The organism is Marinoscillum sp. (assembly GCF_965229915.1).
Taxonomy (GTDB): domain Bacteria; phylum Bacteroidota; class Bacteroidia; order Cytophagales; family Cyclobacteriaceae; genus Marinoscillum.
This window is the reverse complement of the sequence record NZ_CBDDJZ010000001.1, coordinates 3,349,119-3,375,053: the sequence shown is the minus strand read 5'-3', so window position 1 is coordinate 3,375,053 and position 25,935 is coordinate 3,349,119. Positions and strand designations below refer to the sequence as shown.

Here is a 25,935-nt window from a genome sequence, read left to right as displayed (position 1 = left end):
CAGCTCAAATATTACTGGGATATAGAGTATTTTATTTTGTATTATTCTAAGATACTGGATATCCTGAAGAATTATATAACCACCGGATTATAAGATTGATCATACGTCAACCGCCTAATTATGAAAAGACTGATTATTCTGTGCCTTCTTGGGTACGGTCTATTCACCATTCCCGCATTTGGACAAGATAATTCTGTAGGTATAAATACTAGAAGTCCTAATGCCAATGCTGTTTTAGAATTGGTTTCCCCAAGAAGCAATCAAGGATTACTGGTACCAAAGTTGTCTACCGCCCAAAGATTGGACATGGTGTCGAACCTTAGTTCATCTGAATTGGGGCTAATTGTATATGACGAAACCCTCAATCAATTCTTCTACTGGCACACTTCAGGATGGAAAGCCGGATTGGGCATATTGAGCGAAACACAAGCTGGCGGTGATCTGGAAGGCACGTTCCCAAATGTCACCATTCGCGACAATGTGGTAGATAAAGCTGCTTTGGATCAGGTGTTGGATATAACTGGGGAAACTAGCTTTGGGACAGAAAGCACCGTAATCACTATTACACTCGACTCAGACGGGCGAGTAAGGGATATTGTGGAAATCCCAATCATCATCGGATCATCCAATATTACTGATCTATCTATCATCAATGAAGATATCGCTGATCAGACAATAACCATAAGCAAGCTCAATACAGAGGGCAATATCAGCAAGGTGCTGGCTACTGATGCCACAGGAGCTCTCTATTGGGCAGATGAAGATATATTTCTCACCCCATCGTTGAATCAAAATCAACTCTTCATTGGTGATGAGAATAATCGCGCACTAGGACTACCAACAGTCGGTGATCTGAATATTACAAATACTGGCACCGCAATAAGTTTTGAAATAAAAGACCTGACCATTCAGACGAGTGATATAGCTGATGACGCCATTACCGCAGGCAAGATTAATCAAGATGTAGCTGGCGATGGTATTGGCCAAAAAACTGATGGTTCGCTGAACCTCAATGTTTCTGATCAATTCTTAATAAATGCCGACACCTTAACGATCAATACAGATCAACTGGCCATAGATGGTGCTGAGATTAATGATACCCCTATTGGTCAGGAAACTCCGGCAGCAGGTACGTTCACTAACCTAACGGCCACTGATTTGCTGACGAGTGAGGACAGTCTTAATGTAGAGGGCAATGCTAATATCGATGGAGCCTTAGCCATAGGTGATAGTCTGAATGTTACCAATAATGTCAATGTAGGTGGTGACCTGGCAGTCGAGGGCAATTTGGATCTGGCAGGCAACCTGGAATTAGAAGATATTTCGGCTGATTCTATTGGAGCTCGAGTTCTGACCGCCAAGGAGACTATTGTTTCTGAGGATAGTTTGAGTATCGAAGGTAATGCCAATATCGATGGTTCTATAGAGATTGGCGACAGTCTCACTGTAGCCAATAACGCGCGAATTGGGAGAGACCTCCTAGTCTCTGAAAATTTGCAGGCCGATTCTATTAGAACTACTAATGGTCTGGTTGTTGGGACTGACCTTGAGGTAGTAGATGACATCTCAGCAGACTCCATCAACATTAGAGCTGCCAGTATTGAAGAAAATTTAACTGTCGGTGGGAATATTGACCTTGCTGGCAATCTTGATCTAGAAGATATTTCTTCGGATTCTATTAGCACACGGGTGTTGACAGCCCAGGAGACCATTGTATCTGAAGACAGCTTGAACGTGCAAGGTAATGCCAACATTGATGGAGCCCTGGAAGTCGGGGATGATCTGGATGTTACCAATGATGTAAGAGTAGGGCAAGATCTGATTGTAACTGATGATGTACTTGCTGATTCCTTGCGTACTCTTGGTGGTATATCGGTTGGTACTGATCTGGTGGTAACTGATGACATATCCGCGGATTCCCTCAAAACAACTAATGGTCTCTCTGTGGGAACGGATCTTTACGTTACAGATGACATCTCTGCAGATTCCATTAATGTAAGGGCTGTCAATATTGATGAAAACCTAACAGTAGGTGGAGACATAGATTTAACTAATCTCACTGCTGACTCCATTTCTACTGGAGATTTGAAAGCTACTGGTGAAGTAGACCTGGGCACAGATGCCATTCAATCTGGTGAAATAGAAGTGGGTGCAGTTGGCACTTCAGAAATCGAAAATGCATCCATAATCAATGAAGACATAGCTACCGGGGCGGTTGAATCGAATTCTATTCTGAATAGAACAATCATTGGTGATGACGTGGCCTTGGAAACAATAGATTCTTTAAACATTAAGAACGGTGGCATTATCAATGAAGACATTAAAGATGGAGCTATCAATAACCGTAAAGTCGAGCGGACCTCCATTCTAGCAGATAGATTACTGGGAACACAAACTGCAAACGGTCGTGGATTGATGGTAGCACAACAATCAACCACCACCATTGATTTTGGTGGTTTTGGTCCAACTCAGTTTTATGTTCCAAGTTTTATTACCACCAATACATCAAGTGTAGTGGTGACTGATGCTAGTGGTAATGTTACGTTCGAACCTAGATCAGCATTCCAACAAGCCACTTTGAATCAAGGAAATATGTTCATTGGAACAGCTGGTGGAACCGTTCAACTTCCTGTGGCTGTCGACAATGTTGCGTCAGGTCGTGGTGGATTTGTAATCGGAGGATCATCTACCTCAGGTAGTATCACTACCCAATTCATCAATGGGGACCTGTGGATCATGAATGATGGTGAAGCAATTATTCAGGATGATGCTGTTGAAGGTTCCAATATCAATGTGGATGATGCTGATTTTGAAGTAAGTGGAACTGAACAAATACGTTTTATCAACGATGGTGGTCTCTTTGTGAGCGGTCCTGTTTCTCTCTCGGCTTCTACACTTGAAACCAGAATAAGAGGAATTCTTACGGTAGATGAATACGCAGAATTCCAAACTGATGTTAAAATTCTGGAAGATTTAGAGGTAGTTGACAGTCTGGTTGTAGGTACTAATGCCAATATTGGAGGTGTACTAAATGTCGATGATAGTTTGGTTGTTGACACCAACACAAGAATTGGTCAAGACCTGTATGTTGGGGATGATGTACAAGCTGACTCCATTAACATGAGAGCAGCCAACATCACTGAAGATCTGACCGTAGGTGGTGACATCAACCTCACTGGTAACCTGGATCTCGAAGATATTTCCGCCGACTCGATTGGAACACGGGTGATCACTGCTACTGAAAATGTGGTGGCTGATAGCTTGAATGTAGCTCGGGTTGATGTGACTGATTCGCTGGTCGTTGCGAATAATACCCGAATCGGTGCGGACCTCATCGTAACTGATGATGTACTGGCGGATTCTCTTAGAACTTTGAATGGTCTGACTGTCGGTACAGACCTGTATGTTGGCGATGATGTACAAGCTGACTCTATCAACATCAGAGCTGCTAACATTTCTGAAGACTTGACCGTAGGTGGTGACATCAACCTCACTGGTAACCTGGATCTGGAAGACATCTCTGCTGACTCGATCGGCACTCGTGTCATCACTGCTACTGAAAATGTCGTTTCCGATTCCATCAATGCGCAAAGAGTATCTATCGAAGATTCGCTTGTTGTAGCCAACAACACCCGAATCGGTGCGGATCTCATCGTAACTGATGATGTACTCGCTGATTCTCTTAGAACTTTGAACGGTCTTGCTGTTGGTACAGACCTGTATGTTGGGGATGATGTACAAGCTGACTCCATCAACATCAGAGCAGCTAACATCGCTGAAGATCTGACCGTAGGTGGTGACATCAACCTCACTGGTAACCTGGATCTCGAAGATATTTCCGCCGACTCGATTGGAACACGGGTGATCACTGCTACTGAAAATGTGGTGGCTGATAGCTTGAATGTAGCTCGGGTTGACGTGACTGATTCGCTGGTCGTTGCGAATAATACCCGAATCGGTGCGGATCTTATCGTAACTGATGATGTGCTGGCTGATTCTCTTAGAACTTTGAGTGGTCTGGCTGTAGGAACCGACCTGTATGTTGGGGATGATGTGCAAGCCGACTCCATTAACATTAGAGCAGCCAACATCGCTGAAGACTTGACAGTTGGTGGTGACATCAACCTCACTGGAAACCTGGATCTCGAAGATATTTCCGCTGACTCGATCGGAACACGGGTGATCACTGCTACTGAAAATGTGGTGGCCGATAGCTTGAATGTAGCTCGGGTTGACGTGACTGATTCGCTGGTCGTTGCGAACAATACCCGAATCGGTGCTGACCTCATCGTAACTGATGATGTACTCGCTGATTCCATTCGTACGGCTAATGGACTAGCTGTTGGAACCGACCTGTATGTTGGCGATGATGTACAAGCTGACTCTATCAACATTCGGGCAGCCAACATCACTGAAGACTTGACCGTAGGTGGTGACATCAACCTAACTGGTAACCTGGATCTTGAAGACATTTCAGCCGACTCAATCGGTACTCGTGTCATCACTGCTTCTGAAAATGTAGTTTCCGATTCTATCAATGCACAACGAGTTTCCATCGAAGATTCGCTTGTCGTTGCGAACAATACCCGAATCGGTGCTGACCTCATCGTAACTGATGATGTACTCGCTGATTCTCTTAGAACTTTGAGTGGTCTGGCTGTAGGAACCGACCTGTATGTTGGGGATGATGTGCAAGCCGACTCCATTAACATCCGGGCAGCTAACATTTCCGGTGCAGTGGCTATCGGAGATTCTCTTGAAGTAACCAATGATGTCAATGTCGGTGGTGATCTTTCTGTGGCTGGCAACATCAACCTAACTGGTAACCTCGACCTGGAAGACATCTCTGCTGACTCGATCGGTACTCGTGTCATCACTGCTACTGAAAATGTGGTGGCCGATAGCTTGAATGTAGCTCGGGTTGACGTGACTGATTCGCTGGTCGTTGCGAATAATACCCGAATCGGTGCGGATCTTATCGTAACTGATGATGTGCTGGCTGATTCTCTTAGAACTTTGAACGGTCTTGCTGTCGGTACAGACCTGTATGTTGGGGATGATGTACAAGCTGACTCCATTAACATCAGAGCAGCCAACATTTCCGGTGCAGTGGCTATCGGAGATTCTCTTGAAGTAACCAATGATGTCAATGTCGGTGGTGATCTTTCTGTGGCTGGCAACATCAACCTAACTGGTAACCTCGACCTGGAAGACATCTCTGCTGACTCGATCGGTACTCGTGTCATCACTGCTACTGAAAATGTGGTGGCCGATTCCATCAATGCGCAAAGAGTCTCTATCGAAGATTCCTTAGTTGTAGCCAACAATACCCGAATCGGTGCGGATCTTATCGTAACTGATGATGTACTGGCGGATTCTCTTAGAACTTTGAACGGTCTTGCTGTCGGTACAGACCTGTATGTTGGGGATGATGTACAAGCCGACTCCATCAACATCCGGGCAGCTAACATCGCTGAAGATCTGACCGTAGGTGGTGACATCAACCTCACTGGTAACCTCGACCTGGAAGACATCTCTGCTGACTCGATCGGTACTCGTGTCATCACTGCTACTGAAAATGTGGTGGCCGATAGCTTGAATGTAGCTCGGGTTGACGTGACTGATTCGCTGGTCGTTGCGAATAATACCCGAATCGGTGCTGACCTCATCGTAACTGATGATGTACTCGCTGATTCCATTCGTACGGCTAATGGACTAGCTGTTGGAACCGACCTGTATGTTGGCGATGATGTACAAGCTGACTCCATTAACATCAGAGCAGCCAACATTTCCGGTGCAGTGGCTATCGGAGATTCTCTTGAAGTAACCAATGATGTCAATGTCGGTGGTGATCTTTCTGTGGCTGGCAACATCAACCTAACTGGTAACCTCGACCTGGAAGACATCTCTGCTGACTCGATCGGTACTCGTGTCATCACTGCTACTGAAAATGTGGTGGCCGATTCCATCAATGCGCAAAGAGTCTCTATCGAAGATTCCTTAGTTGTAGCCAACAATACCCGAATCGGTGCGGATCTTATCGTAACTGATGATGTACTGGCGGATTCTCTTAGAACTTTGAACGGTCTTGCTGTCGGTACAGACCTGTATGTTGGGGATGATGTACAAGCCGACTCCATCAACATCCGGGCAGCTAACATCGCTGAAGATCTGACCGTAGGTGGTGACATCAACCTCACTGGTAACCTCGACCTGGAAGACATCTCTGCTGACTCGATCGGTACTCGTGTCATCACTGCTACTGAAAATGTGGTGGCCGATAGCTTGAATGTAGCTCGGGTTGACGTGACTGATTCGCTGGTCGTTGCGAATAATACCCGAATCGGTGCTGACCTCATCGTAACTGATGATGTACTCGCTGATTCCATTCGTACGGCTAATGGACTAGCTGTTGGAACCGACCTGTATGTTGGCGATGATGTACAAGCTGACTCTATCAACATTCGGGCAGCCAACATCACTGAAGACTTGACCGTAGGTGGTGACATCAACCTAACTGGTAACCTGGATCTTGAAGACATTTCAGCCGACTCAATCGGTACTCGTGTCATCACTGCTTCTGAAAATGTAGTTTCCGATTCTATCAATGCACAACGAGTTTCCATCGAAGATTCGCTGGTCGTTGCGAACAATACCCGAATCGGTGCTGACCTCATCGTAACTGATGATGTACTCGCTGATTCCATTCGTACGGCTAATGGACTAGCTGTTGGAACCGACCTGTATGTTGGCGATGATGTACAAGCTGACTCTATCAACATTCGGGCAGCCAACATCACTGAAGACTTGACCGTAGGTGGTGACATCAACCTAACTGGTAACCTGGATCTGGAAGACATTTCCGCTGACTCCATCGGAACACGGGTGATCACAGCTACTGAAAATGTGGTGGCCGATAGCTTGAATGTAGCTCGGGTTGATGTGACTGATTCGCTTGTTGTAGCCAACAATACCCGAATCGGTGCTGACCTCATCGTAACTGATGATGTGCTGGCTGATTCTCTTAGAACTTTGAACGGTCTTGCTGTCGGTACAGACCTGTATGTTGGGGATGATGTACAAGCTGACTCCATCAACATCAGAGCAGCTAACATCGCTGAAGATCTGACCGTAGGTGGTGACATCAACCTCACTGGAAACCTCGACCTGGAAGACATTTCCGCTGACTCGATCGGCACTCGTGTCATCACTGCTACTGAAAATGTCGTTTCCGATTCTATCAATGCACAACGAGTTTCCATCGAAGATTCGCTGGTTGTAGCCAACAACACCCGAATCGGTGCTGACCTCATCGTAACTGATGATGTGCTGGCTGATTCTCTTAGAACTTTGAACGGTCTTGCTGTCGGTACAGACCTGTATGTTGGGGATGATGTACAAGCTGACTCCATCAACATCAGAGCAGCTAACATTTCCGGTGCAGTGGCTATCGGAGATTCTCTTGAAGTAACCAATGATGTCAATGTCGGTGGTGATCTTTCTGTGGCTGGCAACATCAACCTGACTGGTAATCTTGATCTCGAAGACATCTCTGCTGACTCGATCGGCACTCGTGTCATCACTGCTACTGAAAATGTCGTTTCCGATTCTATCAATGCACAACGAGTTTCCATCGAAGATTCGCTGGTTGTAGCCAACAACACCCGAATCGGTGCTGACCTCATCGTAACTGATGATGTGCTGGCTGATTCTCTTAGAACTTTGAACGGTCTTGCTGTCGGTACAGACCTGTATGTTGGGGATGATGTACAAGCTGACTCCATCAACATCAGAGCAGCTAACATCGCTGAAGATCTGACCGTAGGTGGTGACATCAACCTCACTGGTAACCTCGACCTGGAAGACATCTCTGCTGACTCGATCGGTACTCGTGTCATCACTGCTACTGAAAATGTGGTGGCCGATAGCTTGAATGTAGCTCGGGTTGACGTGACTGATTCGCTGGTCGTTGCGAATAATACCCGAATCGGTGCTGACCTCATCGTAACTGATGATGTGCTGGCTGATTCTCTTAGAACTTTGAACGGTCTTGCTGTCGGTACAGACCTGTATGTTGGGGATGATGTACAAGCTGACTCCATCAACATCAGAGCAGCTAACATTTCCGGTGCAGTGGCTATCGGAGATTCTCTTGAAGTAACCAATGATGTCAATGTCGGTGGTGATCTTTCTGTGGCTGGCAACATCAACCTGACTGGTAATCTTGATCTCGAAGACATCTCTGCTGACTCGATCGGCACTCGTGTCATCACTGCTACTGAAAATGTCGTTTCCGATTCTATCAATGCACAACGAGTTTCCATCGAAGATTCGCTGGTTGTAGCCAACAACACCCGAATCGGTGCTGACCTCATCGTAACTGATGATGTGCTGGCTGATTCTCTTAGAACTTTGAACGGTCTTGCTGTCGGTACAGACCTGTATGTTGGGGATGATGTACAAGCTGACTCCATCAACATCAGAGCAGCTAACATCGCTGAAGATCTGACCGTAGGTGGTGACATCAACCTCACTGGTAACCTCGACCTGGAAGACATCTCTGCTGACTCGATCGGTACTCGTGTCATCACTGCTACTGAAAATGTGGTGGCCGATAGCTTGAATGTAGCTCGGGTTGACGTGACTGATTCGCTGGTCGTTGCGAATAATACCCGAATCGGTGCTGACCTCATCGTAACTGATGATGTGCTGGCTGATTCTCTTAGAACTTTGAACGGTCTTGCTGTCGGTACAGACCTGTATGTTGGGGATGATGTACAAGCTGACTCCATCAACATCAGAGCAGCTAACATTTCCGGTGCAGTGGCTATCGGAGATTCTCTTGAAGTAACCAATGATGTCAATGTCGGTGGTGATCTTTCTGTGGCTGGCAACATCAACCTGACTGGTAATCTTGATCTCGAAGACATCTCTGCTGACTCGATCGGCACTCGTGTCATCACTGCTACTGAAAATGTCGTTTCCGATTCTATCAATGCACAACGAGTTTCCATCGAAGATTCGCTGGTTGTAGCCAACAACACCCGAATCGGTGCTGACCTCATCGTAACTGATGATGTGCTGGCTGATTCTCTTAGAACTTTGAACGGTCTTGCTGTCGGTACAGACCTGTATGTTGGGGATGATGTACAAGCTGACTCCATCAACATCAGAGCAGCTAACATCGCTGAAGATCTGACCGTAGGTGGTGACATCAACCTCACTGGTAACCTCGACCTGGAAGACATCTCTGCTGACTCGATCGGTACTCGTGTCATCACTGCTACTGAAAATGTGGTGGCCGATAGCTTGAATGTAGCTCGGGTTGACGTGACTGATTCGCTGGTCGTTGCGAATAATACCCGAATCGGTGCTGACCTCATCGTAACTGATGATGTACTCGCTGATTCCATTCGTACGGCTAATGGACTGGCTGTTGGAACCGATCTGTATGTTGGGGATGATGTACAAGCTGACTCTATCAACATTCGGGCAGCCAACATCACTGAAGACCTAACCGTAGGTGGTGACATCAACCTGACTGGTAATCTTGATCTCGAAGACATCTCTGCTGACTCGATCGGAACAAGAGTGCTAACAGCGCAGGAAACAATCGTTTCCGATTCCATCAACACGCAACGAGTATCTATCGAAGATTCGCTTGTTGTAGCCAACAATACCCGAATCGGTGCGGATCTCATCGTAACTGATGATGTGCTGGCTGATTCTCTTAGAACTTTGAACGGTCTTGCTGTCGGTACAGACCTGTATGTTGGGGATGATGTACAAGCTGACTCCATCAACATCAGAGCAGCTAACATTTCCGGTGCAGTGGCTATCGGAGATTCTCTTGAAGTAACCAATGATGTCAATGTCGGTGGTGATCTTTCTGTGGCTGGCAACATCAACCTGACTGGTAATCTTGATCTCGAAGACATCTCTGCTGACTCGATCGGCACTCGTGTCATCACTGCTACTGAAAATGTCGTTTCCGATTCTATCAATGCACAACGAGTTTCCATCGAAGATTCGCTGGTTGTAGCCAACAACACCCGAATCGGTGCTGACCTCATCGTAACTGATGATGTGCTGGCTGATTCTCTTAGAACTTTGAACGGTCTTGCTGTCGGTACAGACCTGTATGTTGGGGATGATGTACAAGCTGACTCCATCAACATCAGAGCAGCTAACATCGCTGAAGATCTGACCGTAGGTGGTGACATCAACCTCACTGGTAACCTGGATCTCGAAGATATTTCCGCCGACTCGATTGGAACACGGGTGATCACTGCTACTGAAAATGTGGTGGCTGATAGCTTGAATGTAGCTCGGGTTGACGTGACTGATTCGCTGGTCGTTGCGAATAATACCCGAATCGGTGCGGATCTTATCGTAACTGATGATGTGCTGGCTGATTCTCTTAGAACTTTGAGTGGTCTGGCTGTAGGAACCGACCTGTATGTTGGGGATGATGTGCAAGCCGACTCCATTAACATTAGAGCAGCCAACATCGCTGAAGACTTGACAGTTGGTGGTGACATCAACCTCACTGGAAACCTGGATCTCGAAGATATTTCCGCTGACTCGATCGGAACACGGGTGATCACTGCTACTGAAAATGTGGTGGCCGATAGCTTGAATGTAGCTCGGGTTGACGTGACTGATTCGCTGGTCGTTGCGAACAATACCCGAATCGGTGCTGACCTCATCGTAACTGATGATGTACTCGCTGATTCCATTCGTACGGCTAATGGACTAGCTGTTGGAACCGACCTGTATGTTGGCGATGATGTACAAGCTGACTCTATCAACATTCGGGCAGCCAACATCACTGAAGACTTGACCGTAGGTGGTGACATCAACCTAACTGGTAACCTGGATCTTGAAGACATTTCAGCCGACTCAATCGGTACTCGTGTCATCACTGCTTCTGAAAATGTAGTTTCCGATTCTATCAATGCACAACGAGTTTCCATCGAAGATTCGCTTGTCGTTGCGAACAATACCCGAATCGGTGCTGACCTCATCGTAACTGATGATGTACTCGCTGATTCTCTTAGAACTTTGAGTGGTCTGGCTGTAGGAACCGACCTGTATGTTGGGGATGATGTGCAAGCCGACTCCATTAACATCCGGGCAGCTAACATTTCCGGTGCAGTGGCTATCGGAGATTCTCTTGAAGTAACCAATGATGTCAATGTCGGTGGTGATCTTTCTGTGGCTGGCAACATCAACCTAACTGGTAACCTCGACCTGGAAGACATCTCTGCTGACTCGATCGGTACTCGTGTCATCACTGCTACTGAAAATGTGGTGGCCGATAGCTTGAATGTAGCTCGGGTTGACGTGACTGATTCGCTGGTCGTTGCGAATAATACCCGAATCGGTGCGGATCTTATCGTAACTGATGATGTGCTGGCTGATTCTCTTAGAACTTTGAACGGTCTTGCTGTCGGTACAGACCTGTATGTTGGGGATGATGTACAAGCTGACTCCATTAACATCAGAGCAGCCAACATTTCCGGTGCAGTGGCTATCGGAGATTCTCTTGAAGTAACCAATGATGTCAATGTCGGTGGTGATCTTTCTGTGGCTGGCAACATCAACCTAACTGGTAACCTCGACCTGGAAGACATCTCTGCTGACTCGATCGGTACTCGTGTCATCACTGCTACTGAAAATGTGGTGGCCGATTCCATCAATGCGCAAAGAGTCTCTATCGAAGATTCCTTAGTTGTAGCCAACAATACCCGAATCGGTGCGGATCTTATCGTAACTGATGATGTACTGGCGGATTCTCTTAGAACTTTGAACGGTCTTGCTGTCGGTACAGACCTGTATGTTGGGGATGATGTACAAGCCGACTCCATCAACATCCGGGCAGCTAACATCGCTGAAGATCTGACCGTAGGTGGTGACATCAACCTCACTGGTAACCTCGACCTGGAAGACATCTCTGCTGACTCGATCGGTACTCGTGTCATCACTGCTACTGAAAATGTGGTGGCCGATAGCTTGAATGTAGCTCGGGTTGACGTGACTGATTCGCTGGTCGTTGCGAATAATACCCGAATCGGTGCTGACCTCATCGTAACTGATGATGTACTCGCTGATTCCATTCGTACGGCTAATGGACTAGCTGTTGGAACCGACCTGTATGTTGGCGATGATGTACAAGCTGACTCCATTAACATCAGAGCAGCCAACATTTCCGGTGCAGTGGCTATCGGAGATTCTCTTGAAGTAACCAATGATGTCAATGTCGGTGGTGATCTTTCTGTGGCTGGCAACATCAACCTAACTGGTAACCTCGACCTGGAAGACATCTCTGCTGACTCGATCGGTACTCGTGTCATCACTGCTACTGAAAATGTGGTGGCCGATTCCATCAATGCGCAAAGAGTCTCTATCGAAGATTCCTTAGTTGTAGCCAACAATACCCGAATCGGTGCGGATCTTATCGTAACTGATGATGTACTGGCGGATTCTCTTAGAACTTTGAACGGTCTTGCTGTCGGTACAGACCTGTATGTTGGGGATGATGTACAAGCCGACTCCATCAACATCCGGGCAGCTAACATCGCTGAAGATCTGACCGTAGGTGGTGACATCAACCTCACTGGTAACCTCGACCTGGAAGACATCTCTGCTGACTCGATCGGTACTCGTGTCATCACTGCTACTGAAAATGTGGTGGCCGATAGCTTGAATGTAGCTCGGGTTGACGTGACTGATTCGCTGGTCGTTGCGAATAATACCCGAATCGGTGCTGACCTCATCGTAACTGATGATGTACTCGCTGATTCCATTCGTACGGCTAATGGACTAGCTGTTGGAACCGACCTGTATGTTGGCGATGATGTACAAGCTGACTCTATCAACATTCGGGCAGCCAACATCACTGAAGACTTGACCGTAGGTGGTGACATCAACCTAACTGGTAACCTGGATCTTGAAGACATTTCAGCCGACTCAATCGGTACTCGTGTCATCACTGCTTCTGAAAATGTAGTTTCCGATTCTATCAATGCACAACGAGTTTCCATCGAAGATTCGCTGGTCGTTGCGAACAATACCCGAATCGGTGCTGACCTCATCGTAACTGATGATGTACTCGCTGATTCCATTCGTACGGCTAATGGACTAGCTGTTGGAACCGACCTGTATGTTGGCGATGATGTACAAGCTGACTCTATCAACATTCGGGCAGCCAACATCACTGAAGACTTGACCGTAGGTGGTGACATCAACCTAACTGGTAACCTGGATCTGGAAGACATTTCCGCTGACTCCATCGGAACACGGGTGATCACAGCTACTGAAAATGTGGTGGCCGATAGCTTGAATGTAGCTCGGGTTGATGTGACTGATTCGCTTGTTGTAGCCAACAATACCCGAATCGGTGCTGACCTCATCGTAACTGATGATGTGCTGGCTGATTCTCTTAGAACTTTGAACGGTCTTGCTGTCGGTACAGACCTGTATGTTGGGGATGATGTACAAGCTGACTCCATCAACATCAGAGCAGCTAACATCGCTGAAGATCTGACCGTAGGTGGTGACATCAACCTCACTGGAAACCTCGACCTGGAAGACATTTCCGCTGACTCGATCGGCACTCGTGTCATCACTGCTACTGAAAATGTCGTTTCCGATTCTATCAATGCACAACGAGTTTCCATCGAAGATTCGCTGGTTGTAGCCAACAACACCCGAATCGGTGCTGACCTCATCGTAACTGATGATGTGCTGGCTGATTCTCTTAGAACTTTGAACGGTCTTGCTGTCGGTACAGACCTGTATGTTGGGGATGATGTACAAGCTGACTCCATCAACATCAGAGCAGCTAACATTTCCGGTGCAGTGGCTATCGGAGATTCTCTTGAAGTAACCAATGATGTCAATGTCGGTGGTGATCTTTCTGTGGCTGGCAACATCAACCTCACTGGTAACCTCGACCTGGAAGACATCTCTGCTGACTCGATCGGTACTCGTGTCATCACTGCTACTGAAAATGTGGTGGCCGATAGCTTGAATGTAGCTCGGGTTGACGTGACTGATTCGCTGGTCGTTGCGAATAATACCCGAATCGGTGCTGACCTCATCGTAACTGATGATGTGCTGGCTGATTCTCTTAGAACTTTGAACGGTCTTGCTGTCGGTACAGACCTGTATGTTGGGGATGATGTACAAGCTGACTCCATCAACATCAGAGCAGCTAACATTTCCGGTGCAGTGGCTATCGGAGATTCTCTTGAAGTAACCAATGATGTCAATGTCGGTGGTGATCTTTCTGTGGCTGGCAACATCAACCTGACTGGTAATCTTGATCTCGAAGACATCTCTGCTGACTCGATCGGCACTCGTGTCATCACTGCTACTGAAAATGTCGTTTCCGATTCTATCAATGCACAACGAGTTTCCATCGAAGATTCGCTGGTTGTAGCCAACAACACCCGAATCGGTGCTGACCTCATCGTAACTGATGATGTGCTGGCTGATTCACTTAGAACCTTGAGTGGACTGGCTGTAGGAACAGACCTGTATGTTGGGGATGATGTACAAGCCGACTCCATCAACATCCGGGCAGCTAACATCGCTGAAGACCTAACCGTAGGTGGTGACATCAACCTCACTGGAAACCTGGATCTTGAAGACATCTCTGCTGACTCGATCGGAACAAGAGTGCTAACAGCGCAGGAAACAATCGTTTCGGATTCTATTAATGCACAAAGAGTCTCTATCGAAGATTCGCTGGTCGTTGCGAATAACACCCGAATCGGTGCGGATCTGATTGTAACCGATGATGTACTGGCTGATTCTCTTAGAACTTTGAACGGTCTTGCTATCGGTACAGACCTGTATGTTGGCGATGATGTACAAGCTGACTCCATCAACATCCGGGCAGCTAACATCGCTGAAGACTTGACAGTTGGTGGCAACATCAACCTGACTGGTAATCTTGATCTCGAAGACATCTCTGCTGACTCGATCGGAACAAGAGTGCTAACAGCGCAGGAAACAATCGTTTCGGATTCTATTAATGCACAAAGAGTCTCTATCGAAGATTCGCTGGTCGTTGCGAACAACACCCGAATCGGTGCGGATCTTATCGTAACTGATAATGTACTCGCTGATTCTCTTAGAACCTTGAGTGGACTGGCTGTAGGAACAGACCTGTATGTTGGCGATGATGTACAAGCTGACTCCATCAACATCCGGGCAGCTAACATCGCTGAAGACTTGACAGTTGGTGGTGACATCAACCTGACTGGTAATCTTGATCTCGAAGACATCTCCGCCGACTCGATCGGCACTCGTGTCATTACAGCTACTGAAAATGTGGTGGCCGATAGCTTGAATGTAGCTCGGGTTGATGTGACTGATTCACTGGTCGTTACCAACAATACCCGAATCGGTGCTGACCTCATCGTAACTGATGATGTACTCGCTGATTCCATTCGTACGGCTAATGGACTAGCTGTTGGAACCGACCTGTATGTTGGGGATGATGTACAAGCTGACTCCATCAACATCAGAGCAGCTAACATTTCCGGTGCAGTGGCTATCGGAGATTCTCTTGAAGTAACCAATGATGTCAATGTCGGTGGTGATCTTTCTGTGGCTGGCAACATCAACCTGACTGGTAATCTTGATCTCGAAGACATCTCTGCTGACTCGATCGGCACTCGTGTCATCACTGCTACTGAAAATGTCGTTTCCGATTCTATCAATGCACAACGAGTTTCCATCGAAGATTCGCTGGTTGTAGCCAACAACACCCGAATCGGTGCTGACCTCATCGTAACTGATGATGTGCTGGCTGATTCTCTTAGAACTTTGAACGGTCTTGCTGTTGGTACAGACCTGTACGTTGGGGATGATTTACAAGCCGACTCCATCAACATCAGAGCTGCCAACATCACTGAAGACTTGACAGTTGGTGGTGACATCAACCTCACTGGTAACCTCGATCTGGAAGACATCTCTGCTGACTCGATCGGTACTCGTGTCATCACTGCTACTGAAAATGTGGTGGCCGATAGCTTGAATGTAGCTCGGGTTGACGTGACTGATTCGCTGGTCGTTGCGAATAATACCCGAATCGGTGCTGACCTCATCGTAACTGATGATGTGCTGGCTGATTCTCTTAGAACTTTGAACGGTCTTGCTGTCGGTACAGACCTGTATGTTGGGGATGATGTACAAGCTGACTCCATCAACATCAGAGCAGCTAACATTTCCGGTGCAGTGGCTATCGGAGATTCTCTTGAAGTAACCAATGATGTCAATGTCGGTGGTGATCTTTCTGTGGCTGGCAACATCAACCTGACTGGTAATCTTGATCTCGAAGACATCTCTGCTGACTCGATCGGCACTCGTGTCATCACTGCTACTGAAAATGTCGTTTCCGATTCTATCAATGCACAACGAGTTTCCATCGAAGATTCGCTGGTTGTAGCCAACAACACCCGAATCGGTGCTGACCTCATCGTAACTGATGATGTGCTGGCTGATTCTCTTAGAACTTTGAACGGTCTTGCTGTCGGTACAGACCTGTATGTTGGGGATGATGTACAAGCTGACTCCATCAACATCAGAGCAGCTAACATCGCTGAAGATCTGACCGTAGGTGGTGACATCAACCTCACTGGTAACCTCGACCTGGAAGACATCTCTGCTGACTCGATCGGTACTCGTGTCATCACTGCTACTGAAAATGTGGTGGCCGATAGCTTGAATGTAGCTCGGGTTGACGTGACTGATTCGCTGGTCGTTGCGAATAATACCCGAATCGGTGCTGACCTCATCGTAACTGATGATGTACTCGCTGATTCCATTCGTACGGCTAATGGACTGGCTGTTGGAACCGATCTGTATGTTGGGGATGATGTACAAGCTGACTCTATCAACATTCGGGCAGCCAACATCACTGAAGACCTAACCGTAGGTGGTGACATCAACCTGACTGGTAATCTTGATCTCGAAGACATCTCTGCTGACTCGATCGGAACAAGAGTGCTAACAGCGCAGGAAACAATCGTTTCCGATTCCATCAACACGCAACGAGTATCTATCGAAGATTCGCTTGTTGTAGCCAACAATACCCGAATCGGTGCGGATCTCATCGTAACTGATGATATCTCTACCGGTGGTGATCTGTCTGTAGGAGGTGCAATTCAATTAAGTTCAGGGACTAATGTAAATGAAATATCAACAGATCTAACAGTTAGCCCAACAGACAACCAGCTAGCTACTGCTTTAGCTATTACAAATTTCTTAGCAGATGAATCGACGCAAGACTCAACTGCAATCTATAATGCACTTCGAGATTCGGTCATTGCAGTTCGTTCGGCTTTGGTGGATTCCGCTTCCGATATCAGAACTCATTACGATCAGGTAGTGCTAGACACGGCAGCTTCCATTAGAACAGATTTGATCTCTGCGATTAATGATTCTACTGCTAATGTCAGAAGTGCTTTGTTAGATTCTGCTTCGGCCATCCGAACCGACTTAGGTAACATCGAAGGGGATCTCTACAATGCCATCTCCGATACCGCTGATGTGGTCAGGTTGTCGCTTGCTGATTCGGTGATTGCAGTTCGTTCGGCTTTGGTAGATTCCGCTTCTGACATCAGAACACATTACGATCAGGTAGTACTAGACACGGCAGCTTCCATTAGAACAGACCTGATTTCTGCGATCAACGACTCAACTGCCAACGTTCGAGATGCCTTGCTTGATTCTGCTTCGGCCATCCGTACCGACTTAGGTAACATCGAAGGGGATCTCTACAATGCCATCTCCGATACCGCTGATGTGGTCAGGTTGTCGCTGGCCGATTCGGTCATTGCAGTTCGTTCGGCTTTGGTAGATTCCGCTTCTGACATCAGAACTCATTACAATCAGGTAGTACTAGACACGGCAGCTTCCATTAGAACAGACCTGATTTCTGCGATCAACGATTCGACTGCCAACGTTCGAGATGCACTGCTCGACTCTGCTTCGGCCATCCGTACCGACTTAGGTAACATCGAAGGGGATCTCTACAATGCCATCTCCGATACCGCTGATGTGGTCAGGTTGTCGCTGGCCGATTCGGTGATTGCGATACGTAGTTCTTTGGGTGATACAGCTACCAATGTAAGAGCTGATCTGATCTCTGCGATTAATGATTCTACTGCTAATGTCAGAAGTGCTTTGTTAGATTCTGCTTCGGCCATCCGAACCGACTTAGGCAACATCGAAGGGGATCTCTACAACGCTATCTCCGATACCGCTGATGTGGTCAGGTTGTCACTGGCCGATTCGGTCATTGCTGTAAGAAGTGCTCTAGTAGATTCCGCTTCCGATATCAGAACTCATTACGATCAGGTAGTGCTAGACACGGCAGCTTCCATTAGAACAGACCTGATTTCTGCGATCAACGACTCAACTGCTAACATTCGCGATGCGCTGCTTGATTCTGCTTCGGCCATCCGTACCGATTTAGGTAACATCGAAGGGGATCTCTACAACGCCATCTCCGATACCGCTGATGTGGTCAGGTTGTCACTGGCTGATTCGGTCATTGCAGTTCGTTCGGCTTTGGTAGATTCCGCTTCTGACATCAGAACACATTACGATCAGGTAGTACTCGATACAGCAGCTTCCATTAGAACAGACCTGATCTCTGCGATCAACGACTCAACTGCCAACGTTCGAGATGCCTTGCTTGATTCTGCTTCGGCCATCCGTACCGACTTAGGTAACATCGAAGGGGATCTCTACAACGCTATCTCCGATACCGCTGATGTGGTCAGGTTGTCGCTGGCCGATTCGGTGATTGCGATACGTAGTTCTTTGGGTGATACAGCTACCAATGTAAGAGCTGATCTGATCTCTGCGATTAATGATTCTACTGCTAATGTCAGAAGTGCTTTGTTAGATTCTGCTTCGGCCATCCGAACCGACTTAGGTAACATCGAAGGGGATCTCTACAATGCCATCTCCGATACCGCTGATGTGGTCAGGTTGTCGCTTGCTGATTCGGTGATTGCAGTTCGTTCGGCTTTGGTAGATTCCGCTTCTGACATCAGAACACATTACGATCAGGTAGTACTAGACACGGCAGCTTCCATTAGAACAGACCTGATTTCTGCGATCAACGACTCAACTGCCAACGTTCGAGATGCCTTGCTTGATTCTGCTTCGGCCATCCGTACCGACTTAGGTAACATCGAAGGGGATCTCTACAATGCCATCTCCGATACCGCTGATGTGGTCAGGTTGTCGCTGGCCGATTCGGTCATTGCAGTTCGTTCGGCTTTGGTGGATTCCGCTTCTGACATCAGAACACATTACGATCAGGTAGTACTTGATACAGCAGCTTCCATTAGAACAGACCTGATCTCTGCGATCAACGACTCAACTGCCAACGTTCGAGATGCCTTGCTTGATTCTGCTTCGGCCATCCGTACCGACTTAGGTAACATCGAAGGGGATCTCTACAACGCTATCTCCGATACCGCTGATGTGGTCAGGTTGTCGCTGGCCGATTCGGTGATTGCGATACGTAGTTCTTTGGGTGATACAGCTACCAATGTAAGAGCTGATCTGATCTCTGCGATTAATGATTCTACTGCTAATGTCAGAAGTGCTTTGTTAGATTCTGCTTCGGCCATCCGAACCGACTTAGGTAACATCGAAGGGGATCTCTACAATGCCATCTCCGATACCGCTGATGTGGTCAGGTTGTCGCTTGCTGATTCGGTGATTGCAGTTCGTTCGGCTTTGGTAGATTCCGCTTCTGACATCAGAACACATTACGATCAGGTAGTACTAGACACGGCAGCTTCCATTAGAACAGACCTGATTTCTGCGATCAACGACTCAACTGCCAACGTTCGAGATGCCTTGCTTGATTCTGCTTCGGCCATCCGTACCGACTTAGGTAACATCGAAGGGGATCTCTACAATGCCATCTCCGATACCGCTGATGTGGTCAGGTTGTCGCTGGCCGATTCGGTCATTGCAGTTCGTTCGGCTTTGGTGGATTCCGCTTCTGACATCAGAACACATTACGATCAGGTAGTACTTGATACAGCAGCTTCCATTAGAACAGACCTGATCTCTGCGATCAATGATTCTACTGCTAATGTCAGAAGTGCTTTGTTAGACTCTGCTTCGGCCATCCGTACCGACTTAGGTAACATCGAAGGGAATCTCTACAACGCTATCTCCGATACCGCTGATGTGGTCAGGTTGTCACTGGCTGATTCGGTCATTGCAGTTCGTTCGGCTTTGGTGGACACTGCCTCGGATATCAGAACTCATTACGATCAGGTAGTACTTGATACAGCTGCTTCTATTAGAACAGACCTGATCTCTGCGATCAACGACTCAACTGCCAACGTTCGAGATGCCTTGCTTGATTCTGCTTCGGCCATCCGTACCGACTTAGGTAACATCGAAGGGGATCTCTACAACGCTATCTCCGATACCGCTGATGTGGTCAGGTTGTCGCTGGCCGATTCGGTGATTGCGATACGTAGTTCTTTGGGTGATACAGCTACCAATGTAAGAGCTGATCTGATCTCTGCGATTAATGATTCTACTGCTAATGTCAGAAGTGCTTTGTTAGATTCTGCTTCGGCCATCCGTACCGACTTAGGTAACATCGAAGGGGATCTCTACAATGCCATCTCCGATACCGCTGATGTGGTCAGGTTGTCGCTGGCCGATTCGGTCATTGCAGTTCGTTCGGCTTTGGTGGACACTGCCTCGGATATCAGAACTCATTACGATCAGGTAGTACTTGATACAGCTGCTTCTATTAGAACAGACCTGATCTCTGCGATCAATGATTCTACTGCCAACGTTCGCGATGCGCTGCTCGATTCTGCTTCGGCCATCCGTACCGACTTAGGTAACATCGAAGGGGATCTTTACAATGCTATCTCCGATACCGCTGATGTGGTCAGGTTGTCACTGGCGGATTCGGTCATTGCAGTTCGTTCGGCTTTGGTGGATTCCGCTTCTGACATCAGAACACATTACGATCAGGTAGTACTTGATACAGCAGCTTCCATTAGAACAGACCTGATCTCTGCGATCAATGATTCTACTGCCAACGTTCGCGATGCGCTGCTCGATTCTGCTTCGGCCATCCGTACCGACTTAGGTAACATCGAATGGGATCTCTACAATGCCATCTCCGATACCGCTGATGTGGTCAGGTTGTCGCTGGCCGATTCGGTCATTGCAGTTCGTTCGGCTTTGGTGGACACTGCCTCGGATATCAGAACTCATTACGATCAGGTAGTACTTGATACAGCTGCTTCTATTAGAACAGACCTGATCTCTGCGATCAATGATTCTACTGCCAACGTTCGCGATGCGCTGCTCGATTCTGCTTCGGCCATCCGTACCGACTTAGGTAACATCGAAGGGGATCTCTACAATGCCATCTCCGATACCGCTGATGTGGTCAGGTTGTCGCTGGCCGATTCGGTCATTGCAGTTCGTTCGGCTTTGGTGGACACTGCCTCGGATATCAGAACTCATTACGATCAGGTAGTACTTGATACAGCTGCTTCTATTAGAACAGACCTGATCTCTGCGATCAATGATTCTACTGCCAACGTTCGCGATGCGCTGCTCGATTCTGCTTCGGCCATCCGTACCGACTTAGGTAACATCGAAGGGGATCTCTACAATGCCATCTCCGATACCGCTGATGTGGTCAGGTTGTCGCTGGCCGATTCGGTCATTGCAGTTCGTTCGGCTTTGGTGGACACTGCCTCGGATATCAGAACTCATTACGATCAGGTAGTACTTGATACAGCTGCTTCTATTAGAACAGACCTGATCTCTGCGATCAATGATTCTACTGCCAACGTTCGCGATGCGCTGCTCGATTCTGCTTCGGCCATCCGTACCGACTTAGGTAACATCGAAGGGGATCTTTACAATGCTATCTCCGATACCGCTGATGTGGTCAGGTTGTCACTGGCGGATTCGGTCATTGCAGTTCGTTCGGCTTTGGTGGATTCCGCTTCTGACATCAGAACACATTACGATCAGGTAGTACTTGATACAGCAGCTTCCATTAGAACAGACCTGATCTCTGCGATCAATGATTCTACTGCCAACGTTCGCGATGCGCTGCTCGATTCTGCTTCGGCCATCCGTACCGACTTAGGTAACATCGAAGGGGATCTCTACAATGCCATCTCCGATACCGCTGATGTGGTCAGGTTGTCGCTGGCCGATTCGGTCATTGCAGTTCGTTCGGCTTTGGTGGACACTGCCTCGGATATCAGAACTCATTACGATCAGGTAGTACTTGATACAGCTGCTTCTATTAGAACAGACCTGATCTCTGCGATCAATGATTCTACTGCCAACGTTCGCGATGCGCTGCTCGATTCTGCTTCGGCCATCCGTACCGACTTAGGTAACATCGAAGGGGATCTCTACAATGCCATCTCCGATACCGCTGATGTGGTCAGGTTGTCGCTGGCCGATTCGGTCATTGCAGTTCGTTCGGCTTTGGTGGACACTGCCTCGGATATCAGAACTCATTACGATCAGGTAGTACTTGATACAGCTGCTTCTATTAGAACAGACCTGATCTCTGCGATCAATGATTCTACTGCCAACGTTCGCGATGCGCTGCTCGATTCTGCTTCGGCCATCCGTACCGACTTAGGTAACATCGAAGGGGATCTCTACAATGCCATCTCCGATACCGCTGATGTGGTCAGGTTGTCGCTGGCCGATTCGGTCATTGCAGTTCGTTCGGCTTTGGTGGACACTGCCTCGGATATCAGAACTCATTACGATCAGGTAGTACTTGATACAGCTGCTTCTATTAGAACAGACCTGATCTCTGCGATCAATGATTCTACTGCCAACGTTCGCGATGCGCTGCTCGATTCTGCTTCGGCCATCCGTACCGACTTAGGTAACATCGAAGGGGATCTTTACAATGCTATCTCCGATACCGCTGATGTGGTCAGGTTGTCACTGGCGGATTCGGTCATTGCAGTTCGTTCGGCTTTGGTGGATTCCGCTTCTGACATCAGAACACATTACGATCAGGTAGTACTTGATACAGCAGCTTCCATTAGAACAGACCTGATCTCTGCGATCAATGATTCTACTGCTAATGTCAGAAGTGCTTTGTTAGATTCTGCTTCGGCCATCCGAACCGACTTAGGTAACATCGAAGGGGATCTCTACAATGCCATCTCCGATACCGCTGATGTGGTCAGGTTGTCGCTGGCCGATTCGGTCATTGCAGTTCGTTCGGCTTTGGTGGACACTGCCTCGGATATCAGAACTCATTACGATCAGGTAGTACTTGATACAGCTGCTTCTATTAGAACAGACCTGATCTCTGCGATCAATGATTCTACTGCCAACGTTCGCGATGCGCTGCTCGATTCTGCTTCGGCCATCCGTACCGACTTAGGTAACATCGAAGGGGATCTCTACAATGCTATCTCCGATACCGCTGATGTGGTCAGGTTGTCACTGGCGGATTCGGTCATTGCAGTTCGTTCGGCTTTGGTGGATTCCGCTTCTGACATCAGAACACATTACGATCAGGTAGTACTTGATACAGCAGCTTCCATTAGAACAGACCTGATCTCTGCGATCAATGATTCTACTGCTAATGTCAGAAGTGCTTTGTTAGATTCTGCTTCGGCCATCCGAACCGACTTAGGTAACATCGAAGGGGATCTCTACAATGCCATCTCCGATACCGCTGATGTGGTCAGGTTGTCACTTGCTGATTCGGTCATTGCGATACGTAGTTCTTTGGGTGATACAGCTACCAATGTGAGAGCTGATCTGATCTCTGCTATTAATGATTCAACTGCTAATGTGAGAAGTGCGCTGCTTGATTCTGCTTCAGCCATCCGTACAGATTTTGAATCACTGACCTTAACTGATATTTTATCAAATGATCAAGATGCAAATGCAAACTCCATCAATAACATCAATACACTTGATGCAGATAGTATTGATGCTCGCATAATCACGGCTGATACTTTAGAGGTTGCAGATTTCTTGAACGTTACAGGTCCAATTAACCTTGGAGATGATTCTACTGATGATATAGTCATGAATGGAGAAATAGTTGGTAGTATCACTTTTGAAGGTTCAGCTGGAATGGGTGGAGATGTAGTGGTCCTTGACCCAGGCACACCTACCAATGGATCGTCTACCATTGCAATGCCGGATTTGGCGGGTAACAATGGTGTGATGGTTGTGGACAATGCGACTCAGACGCTTTCTAACAAAACGATGGCATCTGTGACCATTACACCAAATACCGAGTCACTAACAGCTGCTAGCAATTCGGTGACCGTAGGCTCAAGAACCTTAATCAATATCACCGATGCTGATGCTGGGTCAAGCACAGGCTTCACATTAACGGATGGAGTAAATGATGGACAGATGCTCATAATCGTATTTGTGAGTGGTCAAAATTCAGGAGGTGATCCTTGTCTGGTTTTATCTGACAATGTCAATACAAGACTCAACGGAGATTGGGCTCCGACATTCGGTGAAATAGGCTCGACAATCACTCTCATGTGGAATAATGCCTTAGGTGACTGGGTAGAACTAAACAGATCAATCAATTAATGAAAAGGAGTCTTGTCATAGCGTCCCTTTTGTCTACATCTGTTGCAATGGCTCAGGATATGTACCTGCAATCCAATGCAGAGATGACCATTGCGCCAAATGCTATTGTCACTTCGGGAACCAATCTGTATAATGAAGGCCGTGTGGACGTCAATAGTGAGGGGAGTTTTGTGGCCTTAGGCAACATCACTAATCTGGGTTTCTTTATCAATAATGGATCGCTCGAATTATTCAAAAACTGGGTGAACGCAGGGACCTTCAACACTACAGAAGGGGAATTGATCTTTTCTGGAAGCGAATTTCAGCAATTTGCCAATACGTACTTACCCATTTCCAAGCTTACTATTAGCAAACTTGGCAATGTCCAGTTGTCAGCTGATTCGATCAAAATAACAGATGAGTTGAATTTTGAGGAAGGAGTACTATCGGTAAGCGACGGCTCGAGATTGATTGTAGAAAGTAGTGCAGAAATAAACCATGCATCAGGGTCCGAATCCTATTTCGATGGAGCAATTGTCTCACGCGGAACTGGCTACAGAATTTTTCCTGTGGGCGATGGTGGCTATTATGGCACTTTCTCATTTCTGGAAATGCAAGGAACCGGTAGGTCTACCGAGCTGGAAGTAAGTATGATTCACGAACCAGCAACAGGAGCTCCAGGGGAAGATTTGGTAGGTGTATCTGATCAAAATAGATGGAAGGTGCAGCTAAACCAAGGTGCTGTAGACCATGCCATCATGCAAATCGATTTCACCGCAGAAGATCTGGAACAGTTCAATAATGAGAATAACATTAGAAGGAAATATGATTCGCCGGTGATTGCGGTGGCTGATTCCATACAGGGGGTTTATCATTCACTTGGTATCGAATCCATCTTTGATACTGATTCTATCACTTTTGGTATCATTTCCAGTAGTGAATCCATTGCCATGCAGGAGTCTGGTCAATCCAAATACTTTGGGGTAGGCCTTGCTCCGACTATCGATCCCAAAGGAGAAATTTATTTCCCCAACGTATTCGCGCCAGGCGCTTCTGACGAGAGGAACCAATCCTATAGGGTGTTTGGGGAGTTGATTGCCAATAGTCCTTTTCAAATTAAGATTTACAATCGCTTTAGTATTCTGGTCTATGAAGCTGACACGTTTGAAGAAGCCAATCAGATAGGCTGGAATGGAATTAATAAAGCTGGCAAGGAAGAAGAAACAGGTGTGTTTTACGTGTTTGTGCAATATGCCTATCAATACGAACCTGAAATCATTCGTGAATACTCCGGCTCTATTTTATTAAAAAGATGAA

General features: G+C 47.2%; 2 protein-coding genes. Both read left to right on the top strand.

Going from position 1 to position 25,935, the window contains the following annotated elements; translation table 11 throughout:
• The first annotated feature begins 120 nt into the window (after positions 1–120).
• Positions 121–24,639 carry a hypothetical protein gene (locus tag ACO067_RS14400; protein ID WP_421875145.1) on the top strand — a complete coding sequence of 8,173 codons (24,519 nt, stop codon included), beginning with the start codon at positions 121–123 and terminating at the stop codon, positions 24,637–24,639.
• Positions 24,639–25,934: a gliding motility-associated C-terminal domain-containing protein gene (locus tag ACO067_RS14395; protein WP_421875143.1), complete on the top strand. Its 1,296-nt coding sequence runs from the start codon at positions 24,639–24,641 to the stop codon at positions 25,932–25,934. The genes ACO067_RS14400 and ACO067_RS14395 overlap by 1 nt, the downstream gene beginning before the upstream one ends.
• The last annotated feature ends 1 nt before the right edge of the window (position 25,935 follow it).

Bases quoted from the DNA above. Each gene is read 5' to 3' on its own strand.
- ACO067_RS14400 (WP_421875145.1), top strand. From the start codon at position 121: ATGAAAAGACTGATTATTCTGTGCCTTCTTGGGTACGGTCTATTCACC.
- ACO067_RS14395 (WP_421875143.1), top strand. From the start codon at position 24,639: ATGAAAAGGAGTCTTGTCATAGCGTCCCTTTTGTCTACATCTGTTGCA.